Below are 22,579 nucleotides of genomic sequence, written 5' to 3'. Positions count from 1 at the left end.
CACTGCCGTGCTCGCCTCGGACCCCTCCGCCGCCAGCCTGCTCCGGCAGGGCGAACCGGCCGGCAGAGCACCTGGCAGCGGGCGAAGTACAGGTCGAGGAAGGACGTCAGGCCCTTGAACCGGTAAGCGGAGCGCAGTTGGTCGGCCGTCGCCCAGGGCACGGCGACGTCGTTACGGCGGGCCAGCGTCATCAGGAGCTCAGGTTCGAGGCATCCCTCCGTGGCTGGTTCAAGGTTGGCGCCAACAGGTAACGGTGACCCGTCAGTTGCGGCCGGCCATGACCCCGCCATCCACATCCCAGATGGCTCCGGTGACCCAGTCCGTCTGGTTCGACAACAGGAAGGCGACGGTCGCGGCGACATCGTCGGGGGTGCCGGTCCGGCCCAGGGGGTGGAAGGCGTTGAAGCCGTCGAGTGCCGAGTCGAGGTCCGACTTGGGGATGAACTCCTCGTAGATGGGGGTGCGGACGACGGCGGGGGCCACCGCGTTGACGCGGATGCCGTGTGGAGCCAGTTCCATCGCCAGGTGCTGGGTCAGGGAGTGGATCCCGGCCTTGGCCATCGAATACGCCGCGGACGGGGTGGCGGCAACGGCCTGGTGCGCCCACATGGAGCCGATGTTGACGATCGATCCCTTCACGCCTCGGGCGATCATGTTGGCGGCGACGGTCTGGGTGAGGAAGAAGAACGCCCGGTTGATGGCCTGGTAGCGGTCATAGTCGGTTGCCGTGTTCTCCAGGAAGGGCTTGGGAGCGAAGACGCCGGCTGCGTTGACCAGAAGGGTGGCATCGGAGTGCTGTTCAGTGAGGGTCTCGCGCAGCCGGTCGACGGCCGTCGGGTCGGCCAGATCGGCCGCCAGGCCGACGGTGTGGCCGTGGGCCGACAGGGCGGAAGCGGCTTGGTCGGCGCTCTTCTGCGAGCGGCCGGTAACGACGGCGGTGCCGCCTCCTTCAAGGACGGTGCGGGCGATGGCCTGGCCCATGCCGCTGGTGCCGCCGATGACGATGATCTTCTGGTCGGCGAAGTCGAGGGTGGTGCTGGACATGTGGTGCTCCGTAGGTCGCGGGTCGCGGGCTGGGGGTGTGGGGCGGCGAGTGCCGGTCAGAGGCGAGGAGTGAGGGGGTAAGGGTGAGATAGCCGTTCACGCGGCTGAGCTGGTCCGAAGCGGGGTCGGACGTGAGAGCGATGCCGGGTGCTCGGCACGGGCCTAGCTGATCCACTGGTCGTACTGGTACCCGTGGCTGATGAGCGCGGTCAGCAAGTTGCAGCCCATGACGGTCAGTTGATCAGGAGCACTGACCTGCCCGGCGGCGATGTCCCCGAGCAGGCGCGGACACATTCGACGAGGTGTCGCGGCCCGTGGTGAGCCGGCCAACAGTGGGCAGCGGCGGTTGCCGGTGATCAGGCGGTGACCGTCCGGCAGCCGTCCGCTGCTGGACGGATCAGACGCTGTCGTAGACGCGGGCCTCGGGGGCCGCCTTGAGCAGCGGGGACAGCCCCCCGGTCACATCGCGGGTGAACAGGTCGCTTTCCAGGTACGCCTGGGCGTCGGCCACGGCCCGAAAGCCGTGCAGCACCTGGACGTCCTCGTCACGGACGAGAAGCTCCTTGCTGATAGCGCCCGGGACAGTGTCCAGGAACGGGCTCTTGTACTTGGCGTAGACGGCCGCGGCAGCGGCCCGGTCTGCCGGATCCACCCGAAGCGTGATCTCAAGATATGCCATGGCTATGCCTCTCTCGTGCAGCGGAGACGGTCCCGAAGTCACAGAACCCGTCCTCTGCCTGCAAAGCTAGGCACTGGGCACAAGATCCGGTAGAGGGTCATGCTGAATCAAGACATAGCCTGCGGTTATCGCTAGGGTCGCTAGTCTCGTGGCTGGCGGACAGAGGGCAATCGCCAACTCCCTATCCCCGAACCGCCCCCCGCTCGGCGATGGCGGCTCCGATTCGCAACGAAGGTCTCACATGCTCAACCCCACCGTGCCACCCCGCGACCTGACCTCAGCGGAGACCCGCCTGCTGGAGCGAGCGCTCGAGGTCGCGCCCAGAGCCCTGAACCCCGTGTCGCGCTTCCACGTCGGAGCTGCCATCCAGGCGGCCGACGGGGACATCTACACAGGCACCTTCTTCGAGTCGTCCTCGTTCCCGCTCGGTGTATGTGCTGAGGCTGCGGCGTTGGCCGCTGCTCTCACCGCTGGGGTACGTGACTTCGACACGATCGCCGTGGTGGGCGGCGACCCGAGGAGCCCAGAGCCCGGCCGACCCGTCACCCCGTGTGGCGGATGCCGTCAACGCATCTTCGATGTCACCGGCGCGCCCCACCGGAACGTGAACGTGCTCTGCGCGGATCTCACCGTGTCGCAGGTCTACCGGCTCGGCATCTGCGATCTCCTGCCCCTGCCCTTCAGCGTGGAGGACCTGCCGCCTTCGTCCGCATGATCGTGGCCCTCATACACGCTGCATCACGACGCAACCTGCAGCTGGCAACGCTGACTTGGTCAGTGACGGGCCGCTGCCAGGCCGTCGGCCAGGCGGAGCAGGTCGGCGCCGAGCGGGGATTCGGCGCTCCAGACCGCCTCGAAGGAAATCTGAACCTCGCGCCCCTTGTCCACCAGGGGCCGGTGGGGGACGTCGGGTGAGGTGAGTTTCGAGCGGGGGATCATAGCCGCGCCCAGGCCCAACTGAGTCCAGTCTTCCAGGACCTGGTAGCTGGCGGCTTCTCCCGGATACGTGCGCAGGGGCATCTCATGGGACTGGAAGAGCTGCGCGGTGAATGTGGTCAGGCCACAGGTATCGGGGACGAGGATGAACTGCTCCGCCCCGGCCTCTTCGAGTTCGAGCGGGGCGGTCACGTCGGCGTCAGGTGTGACGACGACGACCGGTTCGACGTCGATGACCCGGTGCTCGAACCGTGGCATCGCGCTCACGGCCGGGATCAGGATGATGTCCAGCTGACCGGCCCGCAGACAGTCGCGTAGCTCTTGCATGTCCGCCTCGCGCAGCACGAGGTCGCGAGGGACCGGCAGGTCGCGGACCATGCTGAATGCTCGGGTCACCAACGCGGAGCTGATCAGCGGCGAGAGCCCCATCCGGATCTTCTGCGCGCCGGGTTCGGTGAGCCGCTTGGCTTCCACGGTGACCGCGTCCAGGGCGGCCAGGGCCTGTTTGATCAGAGGCAGGATCCGGGTGCCGAAGGCGGTCTGGGTGACTCCGCGCGGTGAGCGCTCGAAGAGCTTGTCGCCCAGGCGTTCCTCCAGCTTGGCGATGCCGTTGGACAGGGCGGGCTGGGTGACGCCGTACGCACGGGCGGCGGCGCTGAAGGACTTCGTCTCGGCCACCGCGTGCGCGTACCGGAGCCCTTCGAGGTTCACACGTTCTGCCATAGCCATTCCTTATCGCTACATTCGCCGCTGTCTCCTACCGGGCAGTTTGGTCAGTGCCTACGGTGACAGTCGTACATCTTCAGCATAAGCGCCACCTATAGGCGCGGATCGTGCAGAGAACGGGATGGCAGCGATGACGGAAGCGTCCGTGACCATGATCGTGACCGAGCCCCGAGGCCCTCTGCGCCCATCCTCGGACACGCCCGGACCGCCTCCTGCGGGGTGGGTGCGCGTGTCTGTCGCGGCGAGCGGGGTGTGCAACGCCGACATCGGCACCGCCGATGCGGTCGGCAGCGGCATCACGTTTCCGGTCACCCCCGGACATGAGGTCGCCGGGACGATCGCCGCGGTGGGCGATCAGGTCGAGGGCTGGTCGGTCGGGGTCCGGGTGGCGGTCGGCTGGTTCGGCGGCAGCTGCGGGCACTGCGCCTTCTGCCGGGCGGGAGACGTCGTGCACTGCCCCGAGCGCAAGATTCCCGGCCTGTCCTATCCCGGAGGCTGGGCCCAGAGCATCACGGTGCCCGCCGACGCCCTCGCACGTATCCCCGACGGACTCGACCTGTTCGACGCTGCCCCGTTCGGCTGCGCGGGCGTGACCACCTTCAACGCCGTACGCAAGGCCGCCATCCCCGCGGGCGGACGGATCGCCGTGTTCGGCATCGGCGGACTCGGGCACCTCGCCCTGCAGTTCGCAGCCGGTCTCGGCTATGAGACCGTCGCCATCGCCCGCGGCGAGGAGCGTGAGAAGCTCACCCGCACGCTTGGCGCCGCTCACTACATCGACAGCGACGCACAGGCGCCCGGAGCCGCCCTGAAGGCACTGGGCGGCGCCGACCTCATCGTCTACACCGCCTCCTCCACCGCCCCCGTGGATGAGCTGCTCGCCGGGCTGAACACCCACGGGCAGCTCACTTTGGTCGGGGTCGACGCAGGCTCGGTCACCGTCCCGGCAGCCCAGCTGGTCATGAACGGCCACACGCTCACCGGCCATCTCACCGGCAGTGCACGCGAGACGGAGCAGGCCATGGAGTTCGCCGTCACCAACGACATCCGCCCGATGATCGAACGCATGCCGCTCCAGCAGGCCGACGACGCCGTGACCCGGCTGCGCTCCGGAGCACCGCGCTTCCGCATCGTTCTCGACACCAGCGGCCAGTAACCGCGCAGCCCCTTGCGCGGCGCTGCGCTGACCAGGTGGCCGAGGCCGAGCGGGCCCACGCGCGGTCCAAACAGCCTTGGTTCGGCCGCACAGCCTTGGTTCGGCCGCGCATCAGAGAGGACCTCATATGCCTCACCACGCCAGCCATGACGTGATCGTGATCGGCGCCGGCGCTTCCGGACTGAGCGCGGCCGCCGCGCTGCACGTCGCCGGTCGCGACACGCTCGTCCTGGAGGCCCGCGACCGGATCGGCGGGCGCCTGCTCTCCACTCCCGCATCCGCCTCGCAGCCGGGACTCGACCTGGGGGCCACCTGGTTCTGGGACGGCGAGGAGCGTGTGCGGGCCCTCACCACGCGCGGCAACATCACCACTTTCGACCAGCACCTCACCGGAGACACCGTCGTCCAGGACACCACCGGCACCCTCCGCTTCGCCGGCAATCTCCTCGACGTACCCGCCCGCCGCTTCCATGGCGGAGCCCAGCGCCTGGCCTTCGCTCTCGCCGGGGCGCTGCCTGCCGACCGGCTGCGCCTGGACACACCGGTCATCGCCATCCGCCCGCACCAGCGAGGCGGTCTCCACGTGCACACGGCGGACGCGACGTTGCACGCCGAGCACGTCGTTCTGGCCGTCCCCCCTCCCCTGGCCTTGGAACGCATCGACTTCGCCGAGATCCTCCCTGCTGACCTGGTACGCCTGGCCCGCGCCACTCCCGTGTGGATGGGCGCGGCAGTCAAGATCGTGGCCACCTACGAGTCCGCGTTCTGGCGTCGGCAGGGGCTGGCCGGTGCCGCGGTGAGTCGGACCGGACCACTGCAGGAGATCCACGACATGTCAGGGCCTGATGGGCGGCCCGCCGCACTCTTCGGGTTCGCCCACGCGCGCATGGTCCGCCCGGGGTTCGACCAAGCCGTCCCCGCGCTCTTGGCGCAGCTCTTCGGCCCTGGCGCAGCCGCTCCCGACGCCGTGTACGTACAGAACTGGAGCACCGAACAATGGACCGCACCATCGGCCGTGCAGCGCCTCGTCGACTACACCCTTTTCGGTCACCCCCTCTACCGGCAACCCGCGATCGAGGGCCGACTGCACTGGGCATCGACCGAAACTGCCGACGAGTACGCCGGACACATCGAAGGCGCTCTCGCCGCCGGAGAGCGAGCCGCGCAGGGCGTGCTGGCCAGGACCGTCTCTCCGTACGGCCGTAGCAGTCACGGCGTCCCTTCCGCCGGTCGCTAGGGAGCTGGCAGTTGGGCCGCACCGACCCCTCATAGTCGGCACGCTTCCGTGCTGCCCAGCCGCCTGGCGTCCCTCCAGCGCGGCACAAGCGTCCCCTCCCGGACGAGGGCGTGATTGTCCGGTCGTCAGGTGCTCGGCTTCTTCATCAGCGCGGACGATGAAGAGCGTCCGCAGTACGGAGATGGCCGCGGCCTCCCGCTCGGCGAGCGAGAAGCGGTCGGCGCGTGATTCGTGGCCGAGGCGGACTGGCGGCCCGGCAGTGACGATGGCGGTCGGGACGTCGTACCGGGCAGCAAGCTCAAGGACGGCATCGCGCGTCGCCTCGCAGGGAGGCTCGTCGGCGGGCCGTGCGCGCAGCAGTTGCGCGAGTCGGGGAACGAGGTCGCCTAGCGGACCTGCCGAACAACGAGCGCTTACTTGGCGGGAAGTGGCGGAGAGGATGCGCTCATGCGCTCGCCGACGCCCGCGGCGTGGGCGATGGCAATAGCGCTGACCGGACCGTGGTGCGGCGAAGCCGTGCTCGTCCCCCGAACCGGGCCGCACGGCTGTCGCACCACCCCAGCCTCCGGGCGCCGCGTGACCGGCAGGCGAGAGTCTGCTCCGCTGCCGAGAGCATGGCGGGCGCATGGGCTTAGCCGACGATTTTCATCAGAAGCCATTGACCGTTTGCTATAGCGGAGTCATTCTAGCCACATGAGCACTGACGCCCTCGGTCCCATGGAGACCATGTCGCTGGCCGACCAGGCTTACCAGCGGCTGCGCACCGCGGTCCGTGAGGGCGTTCTGCGACCGGGCGAGAAGATCACCGAACGTGATCTCGCCACCCGGCTCGGAGTGAGTCCCACCCCGATCCGCGAGGCACTGCGTCAGCTGGTACACGAGAAGGTCGTCGAACGGGTCGGCCCACGCTCTCTGCGGATCGCCGACCACTCCGCGGCTGCCCGCTCCGAGATCGTCGAGGCCGAGGTCCGCCTGTCCGCGCTCATGGCCCGCCTCGCAGCCCGCAACGCGACGGCCGAGCAACTCACGGGGCTTGTATCGCTGCTGACGCAGAGCGACCTGATCGTGGCCGGCATCGAGAAGACCGTCGCCGAGCAGGGACCGGAAGCCGACGTCGCCGACCAGCTGAAGGCCGTCTTCCACAAGCTGCGGCTCTTCCACCACCAAGTGGAGGCGTGCGTCGCCAACCCTGTCCTGGAGGGCTTGCTCGCTCAGGCCCGAGCCTTCAGCGACGAGGAGCGGCTCGACCTGACCATGAAGATCGTGCCTGAGCGAGGCGAAGCCTTCCGTGCCCGCTACCGCGAGCACCGCGAACTCCTGGACGCCCTTCTGGAACGGGACGAGGACCGCGCCGAGGAACTCGCCGCGCGGCACCACCGCACCGCACTGGTCCAGCTCTCCAGCCTCTGACTCACCCCCTCCAGCGCCTCCCCCACCGCTCCAGTACACGACCTTCCTCTTCAGTACCTGACCTACCCCTCCCCCTGCCTGCCCGTCACCCGGCGTTGAGACATGCCCGGCGGAATGGCATCCCCCTTGCTATAGCATGTAGCACAGGAGCCGTTATGACACCCGCTTCCCCGCCCGCCACCAGCACGGCCACTCCATCAGAGACCGGCACAGGCGAGCGCATGAACCGCAGCGCCGTGCTGTGGGTGACCCTGGCCGTCTTCGCCCAGGAGGCGGTCTGGAACTTCTACGACGCCCAGGTCCCCGAGCAGCTGCGGCACTACTTCTCCTCCGCGGGCGTCATCGGGCTGATCATGGGCCTGGACCACTCCTGGGGGATTTTCACCCAACCGTCAGTCGGGTTCTATTCGGACAAACTCGCCCGCCGCCGCCAGCGGAAGGTGGCCCATCGTGCTGGTCGGTGCGGTGATCGCAACCGTGCCCTTCGTCCTCATCCCCTGGGCGACGAACCTGCCCGTACTGCTGGCATGCGTGGTGGGGTTCGCAGCGATCGCCAACGCGTTCAAGGGGGTTACTGAAACGCTGGTCTCCGACTACGTGAGACCGGGCAACCGCAGCAAGGCCCAGGGCTTCATCAAGGCCGGCGTCAGCCTGACGATCGTCGTCTCCTCACTGATCAGCCTCCTCGTCGTCGACCGGAGCCTCCACCTCGCCTTCGCCATCCCCCCGTTGCTGATGCTCATCATGCTGGGACTGTCGTGGGTCTTCCTGGGACGCCGCCACTGTGACGCCGTTCTGCCCGAGGAACAGACCGAGGAAGAACGCGAGTTCGTCTCACCCTGGGCCGTCCTGAAGGACGCGCTGCAGTCCCCGTCCAGCCCCACACTGCTGCTGATGATCGGCATCTTCTGCTTCGCCGGCATGTGGTCGGCTCTGCGCTCGCTCACGACGCCCTACGGCACCCAGGTCCTTGGCCTAACCCGCGGCGAGGCCGGCGGACTTGCCCTGCCCGGCGCCATCGCCTTCCTCCTCTGCGTACTGCCGATCGCTTACCTCTCCCATCGGCTCGGGCAACTGCGCACCATGCGCTACGGAGTCGCCCTGTTCATCGCCGGGCTGCTGGTCGGGTTCGCCTGGCCCAGCGTGCCAGGGACCATCGCGTCGATGATCGTTTCCTCCCTCGGATACGCCTCGTTCGCGGTCAACGCCCTCGTCGCCCTGTGGAATCTGGCACCGACCCAGAAAGTGCTGGGGACCTACACCGCCCTCTACACGATCGCTTCGGCCTCCGGCATGGCGCTCGGCCCCGCCATCCTCGGCACCACCATCGACCTCACCAGCTGGCGCTACATGCTCCTGAACGCCGCCGTCTTCGCCGCCGTCACCTTCGCCGTCTTCACCCGCCTCGCCCGCAGCGCCCCCGACCGCACCACCGATCGCGCCCACGGCTGACCTCCGGCCTGCCGACTCCACCGCACACCCCCGAAAGGCACCACCACATGGAACTCCGCATCCTGGCCCCCACCGGCGCACTCGGCGCCGGGTTCGACGCCAACGCGTTCCGGCGCGGCGTCGCCGCCTGCCCGGACGTGATCGCCTGCGACGCCGGATCCACCGACTCCGGCCCCGCCGCCCTGGGCTCCGGCACCCCCAAACTCTCCGCCCAAGCCGTCACCCGCGATCTGCGTCTGCTCCTCAAGGCTCGAGACGAACTCGGCGTGCCACTGATCATCGGGTCCTGCGGCACCTCCGGACGCGACGTAGGAGTCGACTGGGTCGCCGGCATCGCCCGCACCATCGCATCCGAGGAAAACCTGCACTTCAAGCTCGGCCTGATCTACTCCGACCAGTCCCCCACCCGCCTCCAAGACCTCTACGACGCCGAGCGGATACAGCCGCTCGCCAACGCACCGGAAATCGGCCGGGACCTGTTCGAGCGCAGCCACACCGTCGCGATGATGGGGGTCGAACCCATCCAAGAAGCCCTCGATGACGGCTGCGACGTCGTCCTCGCCGGACGGGCCAGCGATACCGCCCTGTTCGCAGCCCTGCCCCATATGAAGGGTGCCGACCCCGGGCTCACCTGGCACATGGCCAAGACCATCGAATGCGGCGCGGCCTGTGCGATCCCGCCGTCCGCCAACGGGCTGCTCGTCACGCTGCGGGACGATCACTTCGACGTCACCACCTTGGCCAACGGCAGCCGCCTGACCCCGCGTTCGGTCGCCGCCCACACGCTGTACGAGAACGCCGACCCCTTCCACATCGCCGAACCCTCCGGCGTCCTGGACTCCACCGACGCCACGTACGAGGCGGTCGACGACCAGACCGTCCGCGTACGCGGCGCCCGATACATCCCCGCCGACATTTACACCAACAAGCTCGAAGGCGCCGAACTCGTCGGCTACCAGACCGTCATCATCGGCGGCGTCCGCGACCGCGTCGTCATCGACACCCTCCCCAAACTCCTGCCCATGGCCAAGCAGTACTTCGACGCCAAGATCCTCGACGTCTTCAACGGCGCCGTCGACCCCGCAGACATCGACATCGACTACCGCCTCTACGGCGCAGGAGCCGTCCTTGCCGGCCACGAGCCCGACGCGCTCACACCCCGCGAACTCGGCGTCCTGATCACCATCACCGCGCCCGACCAGGAAACCGCCCACGCCATCGCCACGTTCGTCGCCCACGTGAGCAGCCACCTGCCCATCCCGGAATACGACGGCCTGGTCTCCACCCTCGCCTACCCCTACTCACCGCCCGAGATGGACCGCGGCGCCCTGTACCGCTTCACCCTCAACCACGTCGCCACCGGGGTCACCCCCACCGAACTCTTCCGCACCACCACCGAGGAACTGTAACCATGGCCACCTTGCTCGACTACTGCTCCCTGGTCCGTTCCAAGAACGCCGGTCCCTTCACCCTCACCTTCGACTTCATGTGCCACGACCAGGGCGCCTACGACGCCCTCACAGCAACCGGATTCCTCAACGCGAACCTCTTCGCCTCCCTCTACGACACCGCCCCGGACAAGATCCTGGTCGTAGCCCACCCCCTGGCCCTCGCAGTCAAGGTGTCCCTGCCACGCCCGGCCGTCCAAGGCGACCCACATGACTCCGACTGCTACGCCGGCCAGCAGTACGCGCCACTCATGGACATGGAAGTCACCCCGGCCTGACGGAAGGACGGGACATCTGGACCAAGCAGCGCCATGAGCCCTATTCCATACGGCTGGTTAGACCTTCGGGTCCCGCGTGCCGTCGAGCTGAACGCCGGCGGCCTCGGCGATCCGGTTACGGGACTCGATCAGGCGCCTGCGAGGAGCGGGCAGGTCCGCGCCCACCAGGGCGCCGTTGCGCTTGATTACGCGTCCGACGACCAGGACGGTGTCGACCGCCGCCGGCACCCCCTCAGCGACCGCGCCCCCGAGGCCGCCCGCCAGCACATGCGCGTACATCTGGACGACGTATGCACCAATCTCCTCGGCCCTACGTAGCCGCAACGACCCTCCCTTGCCGTCACATCCACCTCCGCCGCGGCAACGCCCCGAAGTGCGCATGGGACGCCGCCGGTTCCTGCGTGCGTAGACCCTCACAGTGCACATGAAGCGGAACGGGCGACAGTTCTGGCAGCGACATCCCGCGGGGAGGAACGTCACGAAGCGCGGCAGTCAGCCGCCGGCCGCCTGCTTGATCAGGTCGGTGACAGCGGCCGGTTGGGACAGGTGGACCGAGTGGCTGGCGGCCACTTCGACCGTTTTGGCGCCGATGCGCTCGGCCATCATGCGCTGGGCCGGTGGCGGGATCATGCGGTCATCGGTGGCCACCAGATACCAGGTCGGCTTGGTACGCCATGCGGGCTCTGAGATCGAGCCGGTGAGGGCGTCAATGCCCCAGGGCACCTGCGAGTCGGCCATGAACTGTGCTTCCGCGCCGGGCAGGTCACCGGCGAAGGAACCGGCGAACCTTTCGCGGTCCAGGAACAGGAACCCCTCGTCGGGCGGCAGGATCGGCGGCACGGGGGCTCCCGGCGGCGGGTCGGCGATCAGCGTGCTCACCGACTCGCCCCCGTCCGGGGCGAAGGCCGCGACGTACACCAGTGACCTCACCTGTTCGTGATTTCCCGCTTCGGTGATCACGGCTCCGCCGTAGGAATGGCCGACCAGGGTCACCGGCCCTTCCAGCCCATCGATCACCTGCCGTGTGGCGGCTACGTCGCTTTCCAGCGAGACGGTCGAGTTCTGCACGACGGCCACCCGGTAGCCCTCGTTCCTCAGCGCGTCGTAGACCCTCCGCCAATGCGAACCATCCACGAACCCTCCGTGAACTAGGACGACGTTCCCGCACGGTGCGTTGTCGCTCATCATTCCTCCAGTGATCTTTGGTCCTGAAGGTGCGGTCTGCGCCGGGCACACTATGAAACTGTCGCGGCCTCCGCTTCCCCCCCCCAAGGACGTATTTACAACAGCCCCTCGCAGTGCAGTTGGCGAGAGTCGATCAGGTGTGGTGAAGCAGGACACTCACGGGAACTCTTGGAATCTGCGAGACAGGAGTACGTCCTCACACGGCCTCGGGGAGCCCCCGTAACGCCGCGGCCGCCTGGCCCCAGAGGTGATGTCACAGAGTCCAGACTCTGGGGCACTTACCTACAGGAGCGGTGCACCAGGCGCCGCGCGAAAGGCGAGGACCGGATCGTGAGCGAGAGCGTGATGGCACTGGGGGCCCTGGTGGTCCTGGCCGGTGCGCGGGTGCTGTACCGGTGGATCGGCAGCCGCGCCCGGGTGAAACTGGCCCGCGTGCACCAGCAGGGCACCAGCGAGCGCGTGCGGTTACTGCCGCCCGGCAGCGTGCTGGAGGAAACACGGGCCGATGGGCGGCTGCGCGTCGAAGTCGGCGGGGAAGGCAGGTCAGCCCGTGTTGTCGGCAAGGAAGGCAGGTCAGCCCGTGCACAGTGACCACGGAAACGACGCCTGCTTACCCGACCCGGTCTCTGTCGCCGCGGTCGGGGCGACCAGGGCGGGGCGCTCGGAGGCGATGCCCCTGTCGCCTCAGGCGCTGATGCTGCCGACGAGCCACGCCGAGGAGACCGATGAGGATTTCACCCGTTGTTATCGACAGCAGATGGCGCCGCTGATCCGGCACTTGATGCGCCAGGGCGCGGCTCCGCACGAGGCAGCCGAGGCCGCACAGGCCGCCTTCGCCGCGGGCTACCCCCGGTGGCAGCAGATCGAGCGCCCGTCCGCCTGGCTGCGCACCGTGGCCTACCGCCAATACCTGCACCGCCCGGTGCGCGAAGAGCCCGTCGCCGACCTCCCGGACCTGCCCGGCGGGGTCTGTCCGCTGACCACAGTGGAACTCCGGGAGCAAGAAGCCCAGGTGTACGCGGCACTGAACGCGCTGCCCCCGCTGCAGCGCCGGGTGATGGCCTGGCACCTCGACAAGTTCGAGACGGCCGAGATCAGCCGGACGCTGAACATGACAGAGGCCGCCGTGCGGCAGAACCTCTGCCGGGCCCGAGCCCGGCTCAAGCAACTGCTACTCAACGAGCGCGACGGAGGAGGACAATGACTACCTACGACACCGACACCGCCCTGGACGCCCTGCTCGGCCAGGCCGACGACGCCGTTCTCTCCGCAGTACAGGACGGCCTCGATCTGACCGCCGGCCGCCGCGCTCTGCGCCCCAACTCAGGCGCGCTCGAACGAAGCATGCAGCTGATGACGGATTGGGTGGCCTCGGTCCACAACAACCTCCAGTTCCGGGAACCCGACGGCCCGCCGTGCGAGAACGGCTTGTTGGTCGAACTTTTGGCCGTCCTGAACGAGGCGGGGCGCGCCGCCCGGATCCTCCAAAGCAGCCTGGAATCCCCCGCGTACGGCGAGATGCTGCTGGCCGTGGCCATGCGGCTCCGGATGCTGGCCGACACCGCCAGCCAGCGCAAGGCCGATGGCCCGCCCACGCTCCGGACGCTCGACCAGAGCCGCGAGATCGTGGCCCGGATCCGGGACCGCCTCGCGGACGTTGACGGGCTCGACGGTGCGGAGGTGGACGGTCTGGCCGATCGCTTCGCTGTCCTCGACGACCTGCTGACGCGGGCGCATGCCCTGGTGGTGCGGCTGTTCGCCGACGACGGCGAGCCGTCCTTCCTCCCCGTCCCCGCACGATGACGCCTGCTCCGCCCCTTGGCTCGAGCCCTATCTCTGCCGGGCATCTGACTGCGTGGACCAGCCTCAGCGGCCGTCTGGTCGGCGGGCGTCGGAGGGGATGAACGCAAGGACGTAATCCTCGAACCCTTCGTGCAGGCCCCATTGTTCGCGGGCCATTGCGGCTTCGTACCTGGCCCGGGAGTCGTGTCGGCCTCTGGCATAGACGTGGACGGTGTAGGTCGTGGCTGGGTCGAGCTGCAGGTCTGGGGTGTACCCCGTGGGACCTGGCAGCCAGTCCATGGCTGGTGTGGCGGGGCCTGTCGTGGGTCCGGACATGCTCATCCGGCCTCCGGAGATCGGCAGGTAGGGCCATGTACCGAGTAACTGCCATTGCTCCGGCTGCTGGCCAGGCTCTACTTCGGTGAGCATGAGGGATACCCAGGCGTCGTGGGACTGGACGCAGCTGACGACAGTGAGCTGGCCGGGGGTGACGATCACGGGCTCGTCGGTCCGGAAGTCAGGTGTCCGGTCGTCCCTCTCCGACTCGTTCTCGATGGCCTCGTGGACGTAGAAGTGTGAGTACTCGATGCTGACGACGCCGCTGACTATGTCCATCTCGGGACCGTACGCCGCCGTCGCTTCGCGCCGTCCGGGTCGGCGCGAATGTGCCCCCGTCGTCTCCAGGCCCAGCCATTGGCCGGTGTGCGGTTAGAGGAACGAGCCAGAGCAGCAGCGCGGCCCCCGTAGTTCACCGTCCGCTGACGGCTCCTCCTGCTCCCCGAGCTTCGGCACTTGCATCCAAGACGCGAGCAAGTTCAACCACGCCACCTGCAACTGCCCAGTGCCCGAGTACCTTGGCCAGGAGCTTGCCCCGGCCCTTAAGGGCGGCCGGTAGCCAGGGACCGTCATGGAGTCCTCGTGGCCCCGGTCGGTACATGCTGCTGCGCGGCGTCCTGGGCGGGGCGATGGTGGAGCCGGTCAGGCAACTGGTGTAGCTGTCGGGCCAGTTGACCGATCTCGACTGGTTCAGCGACGAAGTCCGCCGCCCCTACGGCTTTTCCGTCCCCGGCATCGATTACACGGTCCCGGCCAAAACCGGGGTGACCTGGCCCGGCACCCGGATGACGCCCAGGTCGGGTCCTGTCGAGCTGACTGGCTGAGTCAAAAACCGGGTGCGGCCGGTTGCCGGGGTGGTGTGGGATGCGGCTATGACGATCGTTTTGAACGATGCTGGCATCGACGGGCTGACGGAGGCCGTGGACGCGCTCCGCGCGTGGCAGGACGACCGGACGCCGCTGCAACTCCACCCGGGAGACCTCGGCTGGGCCTGGGCGCTGGGCGCGGAGAGGCTTGCCGCTGCCGTCCGCACCTGGAGCGCGGACGGGCGGATCGTTGCCGTCGGTTACCTGGACGACCCCGATGTGCTTCGCCTGACGACCGTGCCGGACCTGCGACAGGACGAGGCTCTGGCGCGTCAGCTGCTGGCGGACCTCACCGATCCGGCGCGCGGGGTCCTGCCGCCCGGCAAGGTCGCTCTCGAGATCCCTGACGGCGCCCTGCTCCGCGAGGTCCTCTTGGAGGCGGGCTGGAGTCTGGATGAACCGTGGACGCCGCTGCGCCACGACCTCTCCGAGCCGGTGAAGGACTCCGGCTTGCGCGTCGAGGTCGCCGGTCCGCAGACGGCCGGAACGCGGACCGCGGTGCACCGCTCGGCGTTCGGCAGCCCGATGTTCACCGAGGAGGTCTGGCATGTCCTGGCAGCCGGGCCGGTCTACGCCGACGCCCGCTGCTTGATCGGCTACGACGACCAGGACAACGCGGTGGCCGCGGCGACGATCTGGTCGGCCGGGCCCGGTAAGCCCGGTCTGCTGGAGCCGGTGGGTGTCCATGCCGACCATCGTGGTCGCGGCTACGGGACGGCGATCAGCATCGCAGCTGCCGCGGCGCTGCGCGAGATGGGTGCGTCAAGTGCACTCGTCTCCACCCCGAGTTCGAATGCCGCTGCCGTCGCTGCCTACAGGGCGGCCGGGTACGAGCCCTCGCCGGAACGGCTGGACGTCAGCCGAGCCGCCTGAAGATGTGCGGGCGGCGGCCCCGACCAGGGGGCGCATCGCTGACCTGGCCGGGGCGGAACGCCCTTCGCCTAGCATCCTTCGGCTACGAAGCTGGGGCGATCCCCCGGTGGGTTGAACACCCAGGCGCATCTGACTGAGGCCGGGCGCAGCCGCTCCTGCTGACGCCCGGGCCGCCGGCATCTCACCCCGACCGCGGTGAGCGGGCCCTCCGCCGTCCATCTCGGCATCACTGCTGTTTGCGCGCCGCGACGATGGTGCGCGGGTCCCAGCCCGGGCCGGGGACGGAGTCCAACAGAAGTTGCGTGTACGGGGTGCTGGGCTGGCCCAGGAGGGTGTCGGTGGCCCCCGATTCAACGATGCGGCCGTGTTGCATCACGATGATGTCGTCGGTCACGCTGCGGACGACTCCCAGGTCGTGGGTGATGAAGAGATAGGTGATGCCGGTCTGTTCGCGGATGTCGGCCAACAGGTTGAGGATCTGCGCCTGGATGGAGACGTCGAGGGCGGCGACCGCTTCGTCCAGGACGAGGATCTTGGGCTGGACGGCAAGGGCGCGGGCGATGGCGACGCGCTGGCGCTGGCCTCCGGACAGGCTGCGAGGCCGGGCGTCGGCGGCGCGCGGGCTGAGCTGCACCTGGTCCAGGAGTTCGCTGATGCGCGGGGGCCGCGGGGTGTCGGGGTAGTGCAGGCGCAGCGTTTCGTTGAGTGTGTCGCGGGCGCTCAGGCGGGGGTCCAGGCTCTGCAGGGGGTCCTGGAAGACGATCTGTACCTGACGGGCGCGGCTCAGGCGGTGGGCTCTGCCACGTGGTGCGGGGCGCGGGTGGCCGTCGATGGTCAGGGTGCCGCTGGTGGGTGTGTCCAGTCCGGTGATGATGCGGGCGGTGGTGGTTTTGCCGGAGCCCGATTCGCCGACGATGCCGAGTGAGCCGCCTGCGGGCACGGAGAAGGTGATGTTGTCGACGGCGGTGTAGTCGCCGAAGCGCTTGGTGAGGTTGCGTACGTCGAGCAGTGGGCGCTGGGGTCGGTCCGTGGTGTCGGGTGCGGTGTGGTTGTCAGGCATGGAGGTCCAATGTGACGCTGTGGTGACAGGCGACCGGGCCGGCGGGCGGGGTCTGCCGGGTGCAGATGTCGGTGCGGTGGGGGCAGCGAAGAGCGAAGGCGCAGCCGGTGAGCGGGGTGTCCGGGTCCGGCGGACTGCCGGGTATGGGGGTGAGGTGTCCGGCTTTGCGGTGCAGGCGTGGGGTGGCCTGTAGGAGAGCTGCGGTGTAGGGGTGTCGGGGGCGGCTGAAGAGCTGGTCGGGGGTGGCGGTCTCGACGATGTGTCCGGCGTACATGACGCAGATGCGGTTGCTGATGGCGGCGGCGAGGTCGAGGTCGTGAGTGATGAACAGCAGGCCGGTATGGAAGCGGTCGCGCAGGTCGGCGAGGAGGGCGATGGTCTCGGCCTGGGTGGTGGCGTCCAGGGCGGTGGTGGGCTCGTCGGCCAGGAGGAGTTGAGGGTCGGGCATCAGGGCTGTGGCGATGGCGACGCGTTGGAGCATGCCTCCGGACAGCTCGTGCGGGCGCTGGCGCAGGACCCTTTCCGGCAGGCGGACGGCTTCGCACAGTTCACGGGCGCGGGCGTGCGGCGCGCTGGTGTAGGCCGGCTGTGCGTGGCGGGCGGCTTCGACGAGGAAGTCGCCGATGCGGTGCAGGGGTTTGATGGCGGCCTTGGGGTCCTGGAAGACCATGGAGGCGGTGTGCGAGCGCAGGGTGCGCAACTCGCCCGGGGTCGCGGTCAGGACCGGCTGCCCGGCCACGGTGATGCTGCCGCTGCTGCGGGCGCCTGCCGGGGTGAGGCCGAGCGCGCTGCGGGCGGTGAGTGACTTGCCCGAGCCTGATTCTCTGACCAGGGACACGGTCTCGCCCGCACCGACCGTGAGGGTCACGCCGGAGAGGACGGGGCGTGCCTGGTGCGGGAGTTGCAGGGTCAGCCGGTCGATCTGCAGGACCCAAGGATGACTCTCTGACCGCAGCGTCCCCTACTGCCTTCGCCACCGGCGCCAACCCGCAGACGTGAGCACCAACACCCACAACGTCCCCAGGAAAATGAGGAACCGCCACCCGGTGTCCGACCATGACTCCCGCCGAATCGCCTGCCCTACGAGCGCGTACAAAGCCGCCCCCGGGAACGTCGCCGCTAACCGGATCGCCAGTGGTCTTGCCCTCAAGTCCATGCATCCCGACTACCCCACGGCACAGCCGTGACCCTCGAGCCTTGCCTTCGACTGCGACCCCGGCGGGCGTCGGGAGCGGCCTGGGCAGCGCTGTGCCGCGAGGGGGGGGAGGGCTGCCACTGGAGAACCGGGTGCTGTTGGCCATCGCCTACTGGCGCACGGACTTGACGATGCGAGAACTCGGCCCACTTATCGCATTCCAGCGTCGGCGCCGGTTCGCCGAAGGCGCCGTGCTGATCGTTGACGGCACCCTGGTGCCTACACCGAACACACCGAACACACCGGCCTCTTCATGCAGCCCGTCTTCGCCCGCATCAAGACCTGGCAGGGCCTTCCGCGACTGCCGCCTCAAGGGCGAGGGCGTCCGCCACGCCATGCTCGGCATCGCCGGACTGAACGACCTCACTGTCACGGGACAACCCCGCCGCAGACGAGGCCGGAGAGGTCCCAGGCGAGACGGCTCCCCACCTTGCCCACTCGGAGTATCCTCAGTCGAGACAGAACTCGTTGCCCTCAATGTCCTGCATCACGATGCAGGACTCGTTCTCGCCGTCGGCACGCATCGTTCGCACATGTACCGCGCCGAGCGCGACCAGCCGTGCACATTCGGCTTCAAGCGCGGCCAAGCGCTCCTCACCCACGAGCCCGGTACCGGCCCGCACGTCAAGATGCAGCCGGTTCTTGACGACCTTCCCTTCGGGAACGCGCTGGAAGAGCAGGCGCGGGCCTACACCCGAGGGATCACTGCACGCGAAGTACACCACCTGATCCTCAGGAGGCAGTGAGCGATGGTAGTCCTCCCAAGTGGCGAACCCCGTCGGGACCTGAGGTACGACGTACCCCAGCACCTCGCACCAGAAGCTGGCGAGACGCGCAGGTTCCGCGCAGTCGAAGGTCACTTGGAACTGCTTGATCGTAGACACCGGCGCACGATAACAGGGGCCTGCTCATCCCCCAGGTGAGTGGGGCCGCACGTTGTCGGGAGGACAGTCCCCGCCATCCGCTCCCCTGTCGTGTGGTCGCGGTGATGAACCGAGGTCGGCGGCTATCAGTCTGGTGGCTGGCTGGCTCATGACTGTTCTCGTGGGAAAGAGGGACTCGCGGACATGGATCGTCTCGGGCGAACTGGGCTCGCTCATCGAGCCGTTGCTGTCCCAGCTGGGTCCGAAACTGGTTGGGGGGCGAACTGCGGGCCCCGAATCGGCAGGCCTTGGGCGGGATCCTGTTCGTGCTGGATACCGGCATCCAGTGGGGTGCGTGCCCCAGGAGTGCCTCGCCACCTGCCTGATCACCCACCGACACGTCCGCCGTCCCCCTTCGGACCTCTTAACCCCGGCTCGGGCCGGTGAACCCAATGCTCTGGCGCCAGCTGAGCTCGTCGACTACACCACCGGCCTCCTTGCGGAAGACGACTCGGTAACCGCTCCAGGAGTATCGCGTCCACTCCCACCCGTCTTCGCCTCTGGTCACGTGCGCGTCCCACTCCGTGAGGTCGCCGTCGCTCACGGCGGCGATCACCGTGTCGTCGGCATCACCCAGGTCGCAGCCCTCGTTGTGATGGGCGATGACCGCGACGGTGTTCTTGTAGGTGCTGAGATCAACTCCGCAGTCGGCGTCCCCCGCCGCGGGGTGGAGTACCCGGGGCTGCGACCAAGAGCCGCCATCGGCGCCTTGATGCCGTTCGGTCAGGCCCTGCTTGGTGAAACGCACCGTGACACGACGGCCGTCTTCCAGCACGACTGGACCCTCCAGGCTGGTCGATTTCACGGAAGGCGTCTTTAGCGGCCACTCGGCGCATCCCACCCACGCTCCCACCACCGCCAGCACGAGTCCCCCGGCCACCACACCACGCCTCCAGCGCATCGCCAATCTTCACCTCTCCCCTTCATCCACTGCCGGGTCCAGGACGACTGATCACCATGGCCCGGTTCCATCTCCACACAAGCGGCGTGGTTACTGCGGCTGCACGGCCGTAAATCCTAGGCGGTGTCGGTCACAGAACTCGTACGGTGCCGAAATGGTGACTGTGCGAGCTATGACCGAAGTCGATGTCCCCGCTGTATCAGCGATACGAGTCTCTGGCTGGCAGACCGCGTATGCCGGGATCGTGCCCCAGTCCTACCTCGATGGACTGACGGCTGAGGCCGATATTAAGCAGCGCCGTCGACACTTCGAAAGGTCGAAGGAAGGCACGAGCAACCTGGTAGCAGTCGACGCTCATGAACGAGTCGTGGGTTGGGCATGCTTCGGGCGCTTTCGTGGCCATGAAACGAGAGCGGCTGCGGCCGAGCTCTACACCCTTGTACGTAAAGCCCTCACGCACCCGGTCCGGAATCGGTCGGATGCTTCTCGAAGCCGTGCACGCTCAGGCTCATGCGGATGGCGTCAGCCTCATGCTGTTGTGGGTCCTCGCCGACAATACTCGGGCACGTCACTTCTACGAGCGAGCGGGCTATATCGCTGACGGTGCTGCTCAGGCTGACGACTACGACGGAGTGTCCGTATCCGACGTTCGCTACCGGCGCACCCTGGAGTAGCGCAGTGAGTGAGGTCCCCACCAGCTGAGCGGGGAGAACCTGTTCCCGCAGTAGAACGAAGCCGGCGCGGCCGAGCATCTTCCGTTTGAACATCTCGATCCGATTGATGTGACCGTCGCAGCGCGGTGGCGCTGAGCAGGATCCTGACCACCACCGCGCCATGACGTACACGGGAGCTAGCACCGGCAGCGGGTACGGAGCCGAGAGTGTCGGCGAGGTAGTGGTACGCCTTTAGTTCCGGGTCATGGAGTTGAGTGCGCCCTCCGGTTCTGGGTTACCGCCCGTATCCATAGCGGCAGTTGACGTGGCGGCGAAGCCGATGTAGCCGACGGCCGGGCACCAACAGCCCGGACCGGGTATCTGCGCGAGGAGACTCCCAGTCTGGAGTGGCCGGAGGCGTCCCCGCCACCATCGCGAGCAACTACGCGGTCGGTGGGCTGGTTACCGCTGGTGCTGTTCCTGGTGCTCGCGCTCATCTGGCTCGTCATCGCAACCAGTTGAAGTGCGAGGCTCTCGAAGTGCAGAGGATCGAGGAGGCGATGAGTGCGGCCGGCTGTCTCAGGGCCGGCCTTTGCGAGGCCACCGACTTGTAGAGCGCACTTGTATTGCGCAATGGAGGGCAACCTCAACCGAACGCACAAGCTCCGAGCCTATGCGGCAAGATCCCACCCATGATGCCCAAGCCCACTCTGACGGAACGCCGCTCTCCATGGGTCGTGTTCACCTCCCATGCCGACCCGTGGCTCGCATCGGAAACCGCCGCGCTCGTGCAGCGAAGCGGTCTGGTCCTGCGGCTGGACGGCCGGGAAATGCGTGATCCTGCGTCCGTATTCCGTACCTTCGCCCGGGAGTTGTCGTTCCTCGGCTGCTTCGGCCACAACTGGGATGCGCTCGTCGACTGCCTCCAAGACTGGCACGGTCCCGGCCACGGGAACCAGGACCTCGCCATTCTGATCGAGCACGCGGACCACCTGCTGAAGTCGGACTTCCTGGGCCCGTTCGTATCGGTTCTCGCCCAGGCAGCGTGGAACTCCAACCTCCGTCTGGACGCCGACGGCGAGCTCGATGAATGGCGGCAACGTATCGCCCAGCACTTCGTCTTCGTCCTGGACCGCACTGCACCCGCTGCCTTCACGGAGACGGCAGCCCGCGGCATGGACGTTGCGGTGGCGCTCGCGGACAGCCGACTACTCCTCACCCTGACCGATGTTGACTGGCCTCGTGGAGATCCCGCCGCCCCCTGGACGGCCGGCCCGCTCTCCTTCGCGGACGAGGAGATCCTCAGCGGCACGACCGTCAAGGCCGTAGAGACCTTCCGACACCACCTCGGCTGCTCAAGCCACGAGGCCCTGTACATCCTCCAGGCCCGCGCTGAGCATCTGCACCGCGAACATCGAACGGCTACATGACTGTCGTCGACCCCGCCGAACTCGGCTGCCCCTACGCCAACTTGGAGGTCTCGCGAGGCCATCTCATTTGGCGACTCTGCGGTCGCAGATGAGGGCGCAGGCGGCGGTCTTCGTCGCCCCCGCTCAGCCGGCCGCAGTGTTCTGTGTCGCCTCGCGTGCCTCGGTGAGGGCCCGCTGTCTGAGGTTGCCGCCGAACAACTGAATCGTGGTGGCGGCCAAGATGTCATCCCTGCCGACGGTCCGCCCATCTCCCCTGCGACGAGTTGGCAGGCACCGAAGGGAATCCTCGAGGGCCGGGGGTGGGGGCGACTCGCCTGACATCGCCAAGGAGACCGAGCCGAATCGTTTGACCCCACCCTCGCGGACGACCATGGCCGCGTCCCGGGCGAGGTCCGTCAGGAACGCGCTCGCGATTCCGTCCAGGTCTCGGACCAACGCTGGGACGGCCGTCACCCCTTGGCTCCGCAGCAGTTCCTTGACCCCAGCTTCGAACCGGTGGGCGCCGACCACCGCGCTCGCCTTGCGCGACCTGCTGCGCCGACGAGGAGGCACGATGCCGCCCTCGGCGTCGTACAGGACACCGGTCAGGCCCTTGAACGTCGGGCTGTGGTCGTACCACTTGGCCCCCACCTCAAGCTCGACGTTCCGGTCGATCGCCGAGAGAAGGTCCCCGGGTATCAGCTTCTTCCGGGCCTCCTCCGCCGCCGCCCTCCTCGCGCCATCGATGATCTCCGTCAGCACTGTCCCCGTCACCGACGCCGCGGCCCACGCAGCCGACCGAGAGACGTGCATCGAAGTCACGTCCCTGAACACCGCTTTGACGAGGGAAGGCTTGAACGGCGAGACATCTACGCCCGAGGCGGTGTCGGGACCGCTTCTGCCAGGGCGCACGTGCTGTGTGGTCATCGGAAGAAACGCTCCCTGCTGTCGAGTTACTCAGAGGACCACACTTCACCACGCAACCCGTTCGGACGCTTAGCCCTGGGTGCCTTCAAGCCCTGGGTGCCCT

Annotated in this window: 25 protein-coding genes and 1 pseudogene; 14 read left to right on the top strand and 12 right to left on the bottom strand. The window is 68.0% G+C overall.

Annotated elements, in window-relative coordinates; translation table 11 throughout:
* Positions 1-261: 261 nt before the first annotated feature.
* The 3 genes from ACIBCK_RS35020 to ACIBCK_RS35010 form a co-directional block, all read right to left on the bottom strand.
* Positions 262-1,044: an SDR family NAD(P)-dependent oxidoreductase gene (locus ACIBCK_RS35020; protein WP_399396847.1), complete on the bottom strand. Its 783-nt coding sequence runs from the start codon at positions 1,042-1,044 to the stop codon at positions 262-264.
* A gap of 162 nt (positions 1,045-1,206) precedes the next feature.
* Positions 1,207-1,338 (bottom strand): hypothetical protein, encoded by a 132-nt coding sequence (locus ACIBCK_RS35015; protein WP_399396845.1) that lies wholly within the window; start codon positions 1,336-1,338, stop codon positions 1,207-1,209.
* A 103-nt stretch (positions 1,339-1,441) separates the two neighbouring features.
* The gene (locus tag ACIBCK_RS35010; protein WP_399396843.1) at positions 1,442-1,723 is read right to left on the bottom strand and encodes a hypothetical protein; all 282 of its coding nucleotides are present in this window, start codon (positions 1,721-1,723) and stop codon (positions 1,442-1,444) included.
* Between the two features lie 241 nt (positions 1,724-1,964).
* Between ACIBCK_RS35010 and ACIBCK_RS35005 the strand changes: the two genes are divergently transcribed.
* On the top strand, positions 1,965-2,438 hold the full coding sequence (locus ACIBCK_RS35005; RefSeq protein ID WP_399396841.1) for a cytidine deaminase: 474 nt from the start codon (positions 1,965-1,967) through the stop codon (positions 2,436-2,438).
* Between the two features lie 59 nt (positions 2,439-2,497).
* Here the strand turns inward: ACIBCK_RS35005 and ACIBCK_RS35000 are convergent, their stop codons facing one another.
* On the bottom strand, positions 2,498-3,382 hold the full coding sequence (locus ACIBCK_RS35000; RefSeq protein WP_399396839.1) for a LysR family transcriptional regulator: 885 nt from the start codon (positions 3,380-3,382) through the stop codon (positions 2,498-2,500).
* A gap of 232 nt (positions 3,383-3,614) precedes the next feature.
* On the opposite strand from ACIBCK_RS35000, the gene ACIBCK_RS34995 reads away from it, so the two are divergent.
* From ACIBCK_RS34995 to ACIBCK_RS34970, 6 genes are all read left to right on the top strand, one after another.
* Positions 3,615-4,541 (top strand): alcohol dehydrogenase catalytic domain-containing protein, encoded by a 927-nt coding sequence (locus ACIBCK_RS34995; protein WP_399396838.1) that lies wholly within the window; start codon positions 3,615-3,617, stop codon positions 4,539-4,541.
* A gap of 127 nt (positions 4,542-4,668) precedes the next feature.
* Positions 4,669-5,778, top strand: coding sequence for a flavin monoamine oxidase family protein (locus ACIBCK_RS34990; protein WP_399396837.1), 1,110 nt, complete (start codon positions 4,669-4,671; stop codon positions 5,776-5,778).
* Positions 5,779-6,471: 693 nt separating this feature from the next.
* Positions 6,472-7,188, top strand: a complete 717-nt coding sequence (locus ACIBCK_RS34985; protein WP_399396836.1) for a GntR family transcriptional regulator — start codon at positions 6,472-6,474, stop codon at positions 7,186-7,188.
* Between the two features lie 450 nt (positions 7,189-7,638).
* Positions 7,639-8,640, top strand: coding sequence for an MFS transporter (locus ACIBCK_RS34980; protein WP_399396834.1), 1,002 nt, complete (start codon positions 7,639-7,641; stop codon positions 8,638-8,640).
* Between the two features lie 47 nt (positions 8,641-8,687).
* Complete coding sequence (locus ACIBCK_RS34975) at positions 8,688-10,049, top strand: acyclic terpene utilization AtuA family protein (RefSeq protein WP_399396833.1); 1,362 nt, start codon at positions 8,688-8,690, stop codon at positions 10,047-10,049.
* A gap of 2 nt (positions 10,050-10,051) precedes the next feature.
* The gene (locus ACIBCK_RS34970) at positions 10,052-10,366 is read left to right on the top strand and encodes a DUF4387 domain-containing protein (protein WP_399396832.1); all 315 of its coding nucleotides are present in this window, start codon (positions 10,052-10,054) and stop codon (positions 10,364-10,366) included.
* A gap of 57 nt (positions 10,367-10,423) precedes the next feature.
* Here the strand turns inward: ACIBCK_RS34970 and ACIBCK_RS34965 are convergent, their stop codons facing one another.
* Positions 10,424-10,690, bottom strand: coding sequence for a hypothetical protein (locus tag ACIBCK_RS34965; protein WP_399396830.1), 267 nt, complete (start codon positions 10,688-10,690; stop codon positions 10,424-10,426).
* A 168-nt stretch (positions 10,691-10,858) separates the two neighbouring features.
* Positions 10,859-11,551, bottom strand: coding sequence for an alpha/beta fold hydrolase (locus ACIBCK_RS34960; protein ID WP_399396828.1), 693 nt, complete (start codon positions 11,549-11,551; stop codon positions 10,859-10,861).
* Positions 11,552-11,881: 330 nt separating this feature from the next.
* Here ACIBCK_RS34960 and ACIBCK_RS34955 point away from each other — a divergent pair, with 330 nt between their 5' ends.
* Genes ACIBCK_RS34955 through ACIBCK_RS34945 form a run of 3 tightly spaced genes read left to right on the top strand, consistent with a single transcriptional unit; the run spans position 11,882 to position 13,354 of the window.
* Positions 11,882-12,142 carry a hypothetical protein gene (locus ACIBCK_RS34955; RefSeq protein WP_399396826.1) on the top strand — a complete coding sequence of 87 codons (261 nt, stop codon included), beginning with the start codon at positions 11,882-11,884 and terminating at the stop codon, positions 12,140-12,142.
* A complete protein-coding gene (locus ACIBCK_RS34950; RefSeq protein ID WP_399396824.1) occupies positions 12,132-12,755 on the top strand; it encodes an RNA polymerase sigma factor in 624 nt (207 codons plus the stop codon). The genes ACIBCK_RS34955 and ACIBCK_RS34950 overlap by 11 nt, the downstream gene beginning before the upstream one ends.
* Positions 12,752-13,354 carry a hypothetical protein gene (locus tag ACIBCK_RS34945; RefSeq protein WP_399396822.1) on the top strand — a complete coding sequence of 201 codons (603 nt, stop codon included), beginning with the start codon at positions 12,752-12,754 and terminating at the stop codon, positions 13,352-13,354. The genes ACIBCK_RS34950 and ACIBCK_RS34945 overlap by 4 nt, the downstream gene beginning before the upstream one ends.
* A 63-nt stretch (positions 13,355-13,417) precedes the next feature.
* Here the strand turns inward: ACIBCK_RS34945 and ACIBCK_RS34940 are convergent, their stop codons facing one another.
* Positions 13,418-13,948 carry a hypothetical protein gene (locus tag ACIBCK_RS34940; RefSeq protein WP_399396820.1) on the bottom strand — a complete coding sequence of 177 codons (531 nt, stop codon included), beginning with the start codon at positions 13,946-13,948 and terminating at the stop codon, positions 13,418-13,420.
* Positions 13,949-14,541: 593 nt separating this feature from the next.
* Here ACIBCK_RS34940 and ACIBCK_RS34935 point away from each other — a divergent pair.
* Entirely contained in the window at positions 14,542-15,408 is an 867-nt protein-coding gene (locus ACIBCK_RS34935; protein WP_399396819.1) for a GNAT family N-acetyltransferase, read from the top strand.
* A 226-nt stretch (positions 15,409-15,634) separates the two neighbouring features.
* Here ACIBCK_RS34935 and ACIBCK_RS34930 read toward each other — a convergent pair whose 3' ends face one another.
* Complete coding sequence (locus tag ACIBCK_RS34930; RefSeq protein WP_399396817.1) at positions 15,635-16,468, bottom strand: ABC transporter ATP-binding protein; 834 nt, start codon at positions 16,466-16,468, stop codon at positions 15,635-15,637.
* Positions 16,461-17,336, bottom strand: a complete 876-nt coding sequence (locus ACIBCK_RS34925; RefSeq protein WP_399396815.1) for an ABC transporter ATP-binding protein — start codon at positions 17,334-17,336, stop codon at positions 16,461-16,463. The genes ACIBCK_RS34930 and ACIBCK_RS34925 overlap by 8 nt, the downstream gene beginning before the upstream one ends.
* Before the next feature lie 401 nt (positions 17,337-17,737).
* Between ACIBCK_RS34925 and ACIBCK_RS34920 the strand changes: the two are divergent.
* Positions 17,738-18,040, top strand: a pseudogene (locus ACIBCK_RS34920) (hypothetical protein); the annotation flags it as partial.
* A 72-nt stretch (positions 18,041-18,112) separates the two neighbouring features.
* Here the strand turns inward: ACIBCK_RS34920 and ACIBCK_RS34915 are convergent.
* On the bottom strand, positions 18,113-18,547 hold the full coding sequence (locus ACIBCK_RS34915; protein ID WP_399396814.1) for a VOC family protein: 435 nt from the start codon (positions 18,545-18,547) through the stop codon (positions 18,113-18,115).
* A gap of 403 nt (positions 18,548-18,950) precedes the next feature.
* Entirely contained in the window at positions 18,951-19,391 is a 441-nt protein-coding gene (locus ACIBCK_RS34910) for a hypothetical protein (RefSeq protein ID WP_399396812.1), read from the bottom strand.
* Between the two features lie 452 nt (positions 19,392-19,843).
* Between ACIBCK_RS34910 and ACIBCK_RS34905 the strand changes: the two genes are divergently transcribed.
* Positions 19,844-20,161, top strand: a complete 318-nt coding sequence (locus tag ACIBCK_RS34905) for a GNAT family N-acetyltransferase (protein WP_399396810.1) — start codon at positions 19,844-19,846, stop codon at positions 20,159-20,161.
* Between the two features lie 671 nt (positions 20,162-20,832).
* Positions 20,833-21,570, top strand: a complete 738-nt coding sequence (locus ACIBCK_RS34900) for a barstar family protein (RefSeq protein WP_399396809.1) — start codon at positions 20,833-20,835, stop codon at positions 21,568-21,570.
* A 123-nt stretch (positions 21,571-21,693) separates the two neighbouring features.
* On the opposite strand, the gene ACIBCK_RS34895 is transcribed toward ACIBCK_RS34900, so the two are convergent.
* A complete protein-coding gene (locus ACIBCK_RS34895; protein WP_399396807.1) occupies positions 21,694-22,476 on the bottom strand; it encodes a hypothetical protein in 783 nt (260 codons plus the stop codon).
* Positions 22,477-22,579 lie beyond the last annotated feature (103 nt).

It is taken from the genome of Streptomyces sp. NPDC051218 (genome assembly GCF_044455475.1).
GTDB lineage: Bacteria > Actinomycetota > Actinomycetes > Streptomycetales > Streptomycetaceae > Streptomyces.
Note: the sequence above shows the minus strand (reverse complement) of the source record. Positions and strands in the feature narration are given on the sequence as shown.

Excerpts from the sequence above, each read along its gene's own strand:
- ACIBCK_RS35020 (WP_399396847.1), bottom strand. The coding sequence starts at position 1,044 with ATGTCCAGCACCACCCTCGACTTCGCCGACCAGAAGATCATCGTCATC.
- ACIBCK_RS35015 (WP_399396845.1), bottom strand. The coding sequence starts at position 1,338 with ATGTGTCCGCGCCTGCTCGGGGACATCGCCGCCGGGCAGGTCAGTGCT.
- ACIBCK_RS35010 (WP_399396843.1), bottom strand. The coding sequence starts at position 1,723 with ATGGCATATCTTGAGATCACGCTTCGGGTGGATCCGGCAGACCGGGCC.
- ACIBCK_RS35005 (WP_399396841.1), top strand. The coding sequence starts at position 1,965 with ATGCTCAACCCCACCGTGCCACCCCGCGACCTGACCTCAGCGGAGACC.
- ACIBCK_RS35000 (WP_399396839.1), bottom strand. The coding sequence starts at position 3,382 with ATGGCAGAACGTGTGAACCTCGAAGGGCTCCGGTACGCGCACGCGGTG.
- ACIBCK_RS34990 (WP_399396837.1), top strand. The coding sequence starts at position 4,669 with ATGCCTCACCACGCCAGCCATGACGTGATCGTGATCGGCGCCGGCGCT.
- ACIBCK_RS34985 (WP_399396836.1), top strand. The coding sequence starts at position 6,472 with ATGAGCACTGACGCCCTCGGTCCCATGGAGACCATGTCGCTGGCCGAC.
- ACIBCK_RS34975 (WP_399396833.1), top strand. The coding sequence starts at position 8,688 with ATGGAACTCCGCATCCTGGCCCCCACCGGCGCACTCGGCGCCGGGTTC.
- ACIBCK_RS34970 (WP_399396832.1), top strand. The coding sequence starts at position 10,052 with ATGGCCACCTTGCTCGACTACTGCTCCCTGGTCCGTTCCAAGAACGCC.
- ACIBCK_RS34960 (WP_399396828.1), bottom strand. The coding sequence starts at position 11,551 with ATGAGCGACAACGCACCGTGCGGGAACGTCGTCCTAGTTCACGGAGGG.
- ACIBCK_RS34945 (WP_399396822.1), top strand. The coding sequence starts at position 12,752 with ATGACTACCTACGACACCGACACCGCCCTGGACGCCCTGCTCGGCCAG.
- ACIBCK_RS34940 (WP_399396820.1), bottom strand. The coding sequence starts at position 13,948 with ATGGACATAGTCAGCGGCGTCGTCAGCATCGAGTACTCACACTTCTAC.
- ACIBCK_RS34935 (WP_399396819.1), top strand. The coding sequence starts at position 14,542 with ATGACGATCGTTTTGAACGATGCTGGCATCGACGGGCTGACGGAGGCC.
- ACIBCK_RS34930 (WP_399396817.1), bottom strand. The coding sequence starts at position 16,468 with ATGCCTGACAACCACACCGCACCCGACACCACGGACCGACCCCAGCGC.
- ACIBCK_RS34905 (WP_399396810.1), top strand. The coding sequence starts at position 19,844 with ATGAACGAGTCGTGGGTTGGGCATGCTTCGGGCGCTTTCGTGGCCATG.
- ACIBCK_RS34900 (WP_399396809.1), top strand. The coding sequence starts at position 20,833 with ATGATGCCCAAGCCCACTCTGACGGAACGCCGCTCTCCATGGGTCGTG.
- ACIBCK_RS34895 (WP_399396807.1), bottom strand. The coding sequence starts at position 22,476 with ATGACCACACAGCACGTGCGCCCTGGCAGAAGCGGTCCCGACACCGCC.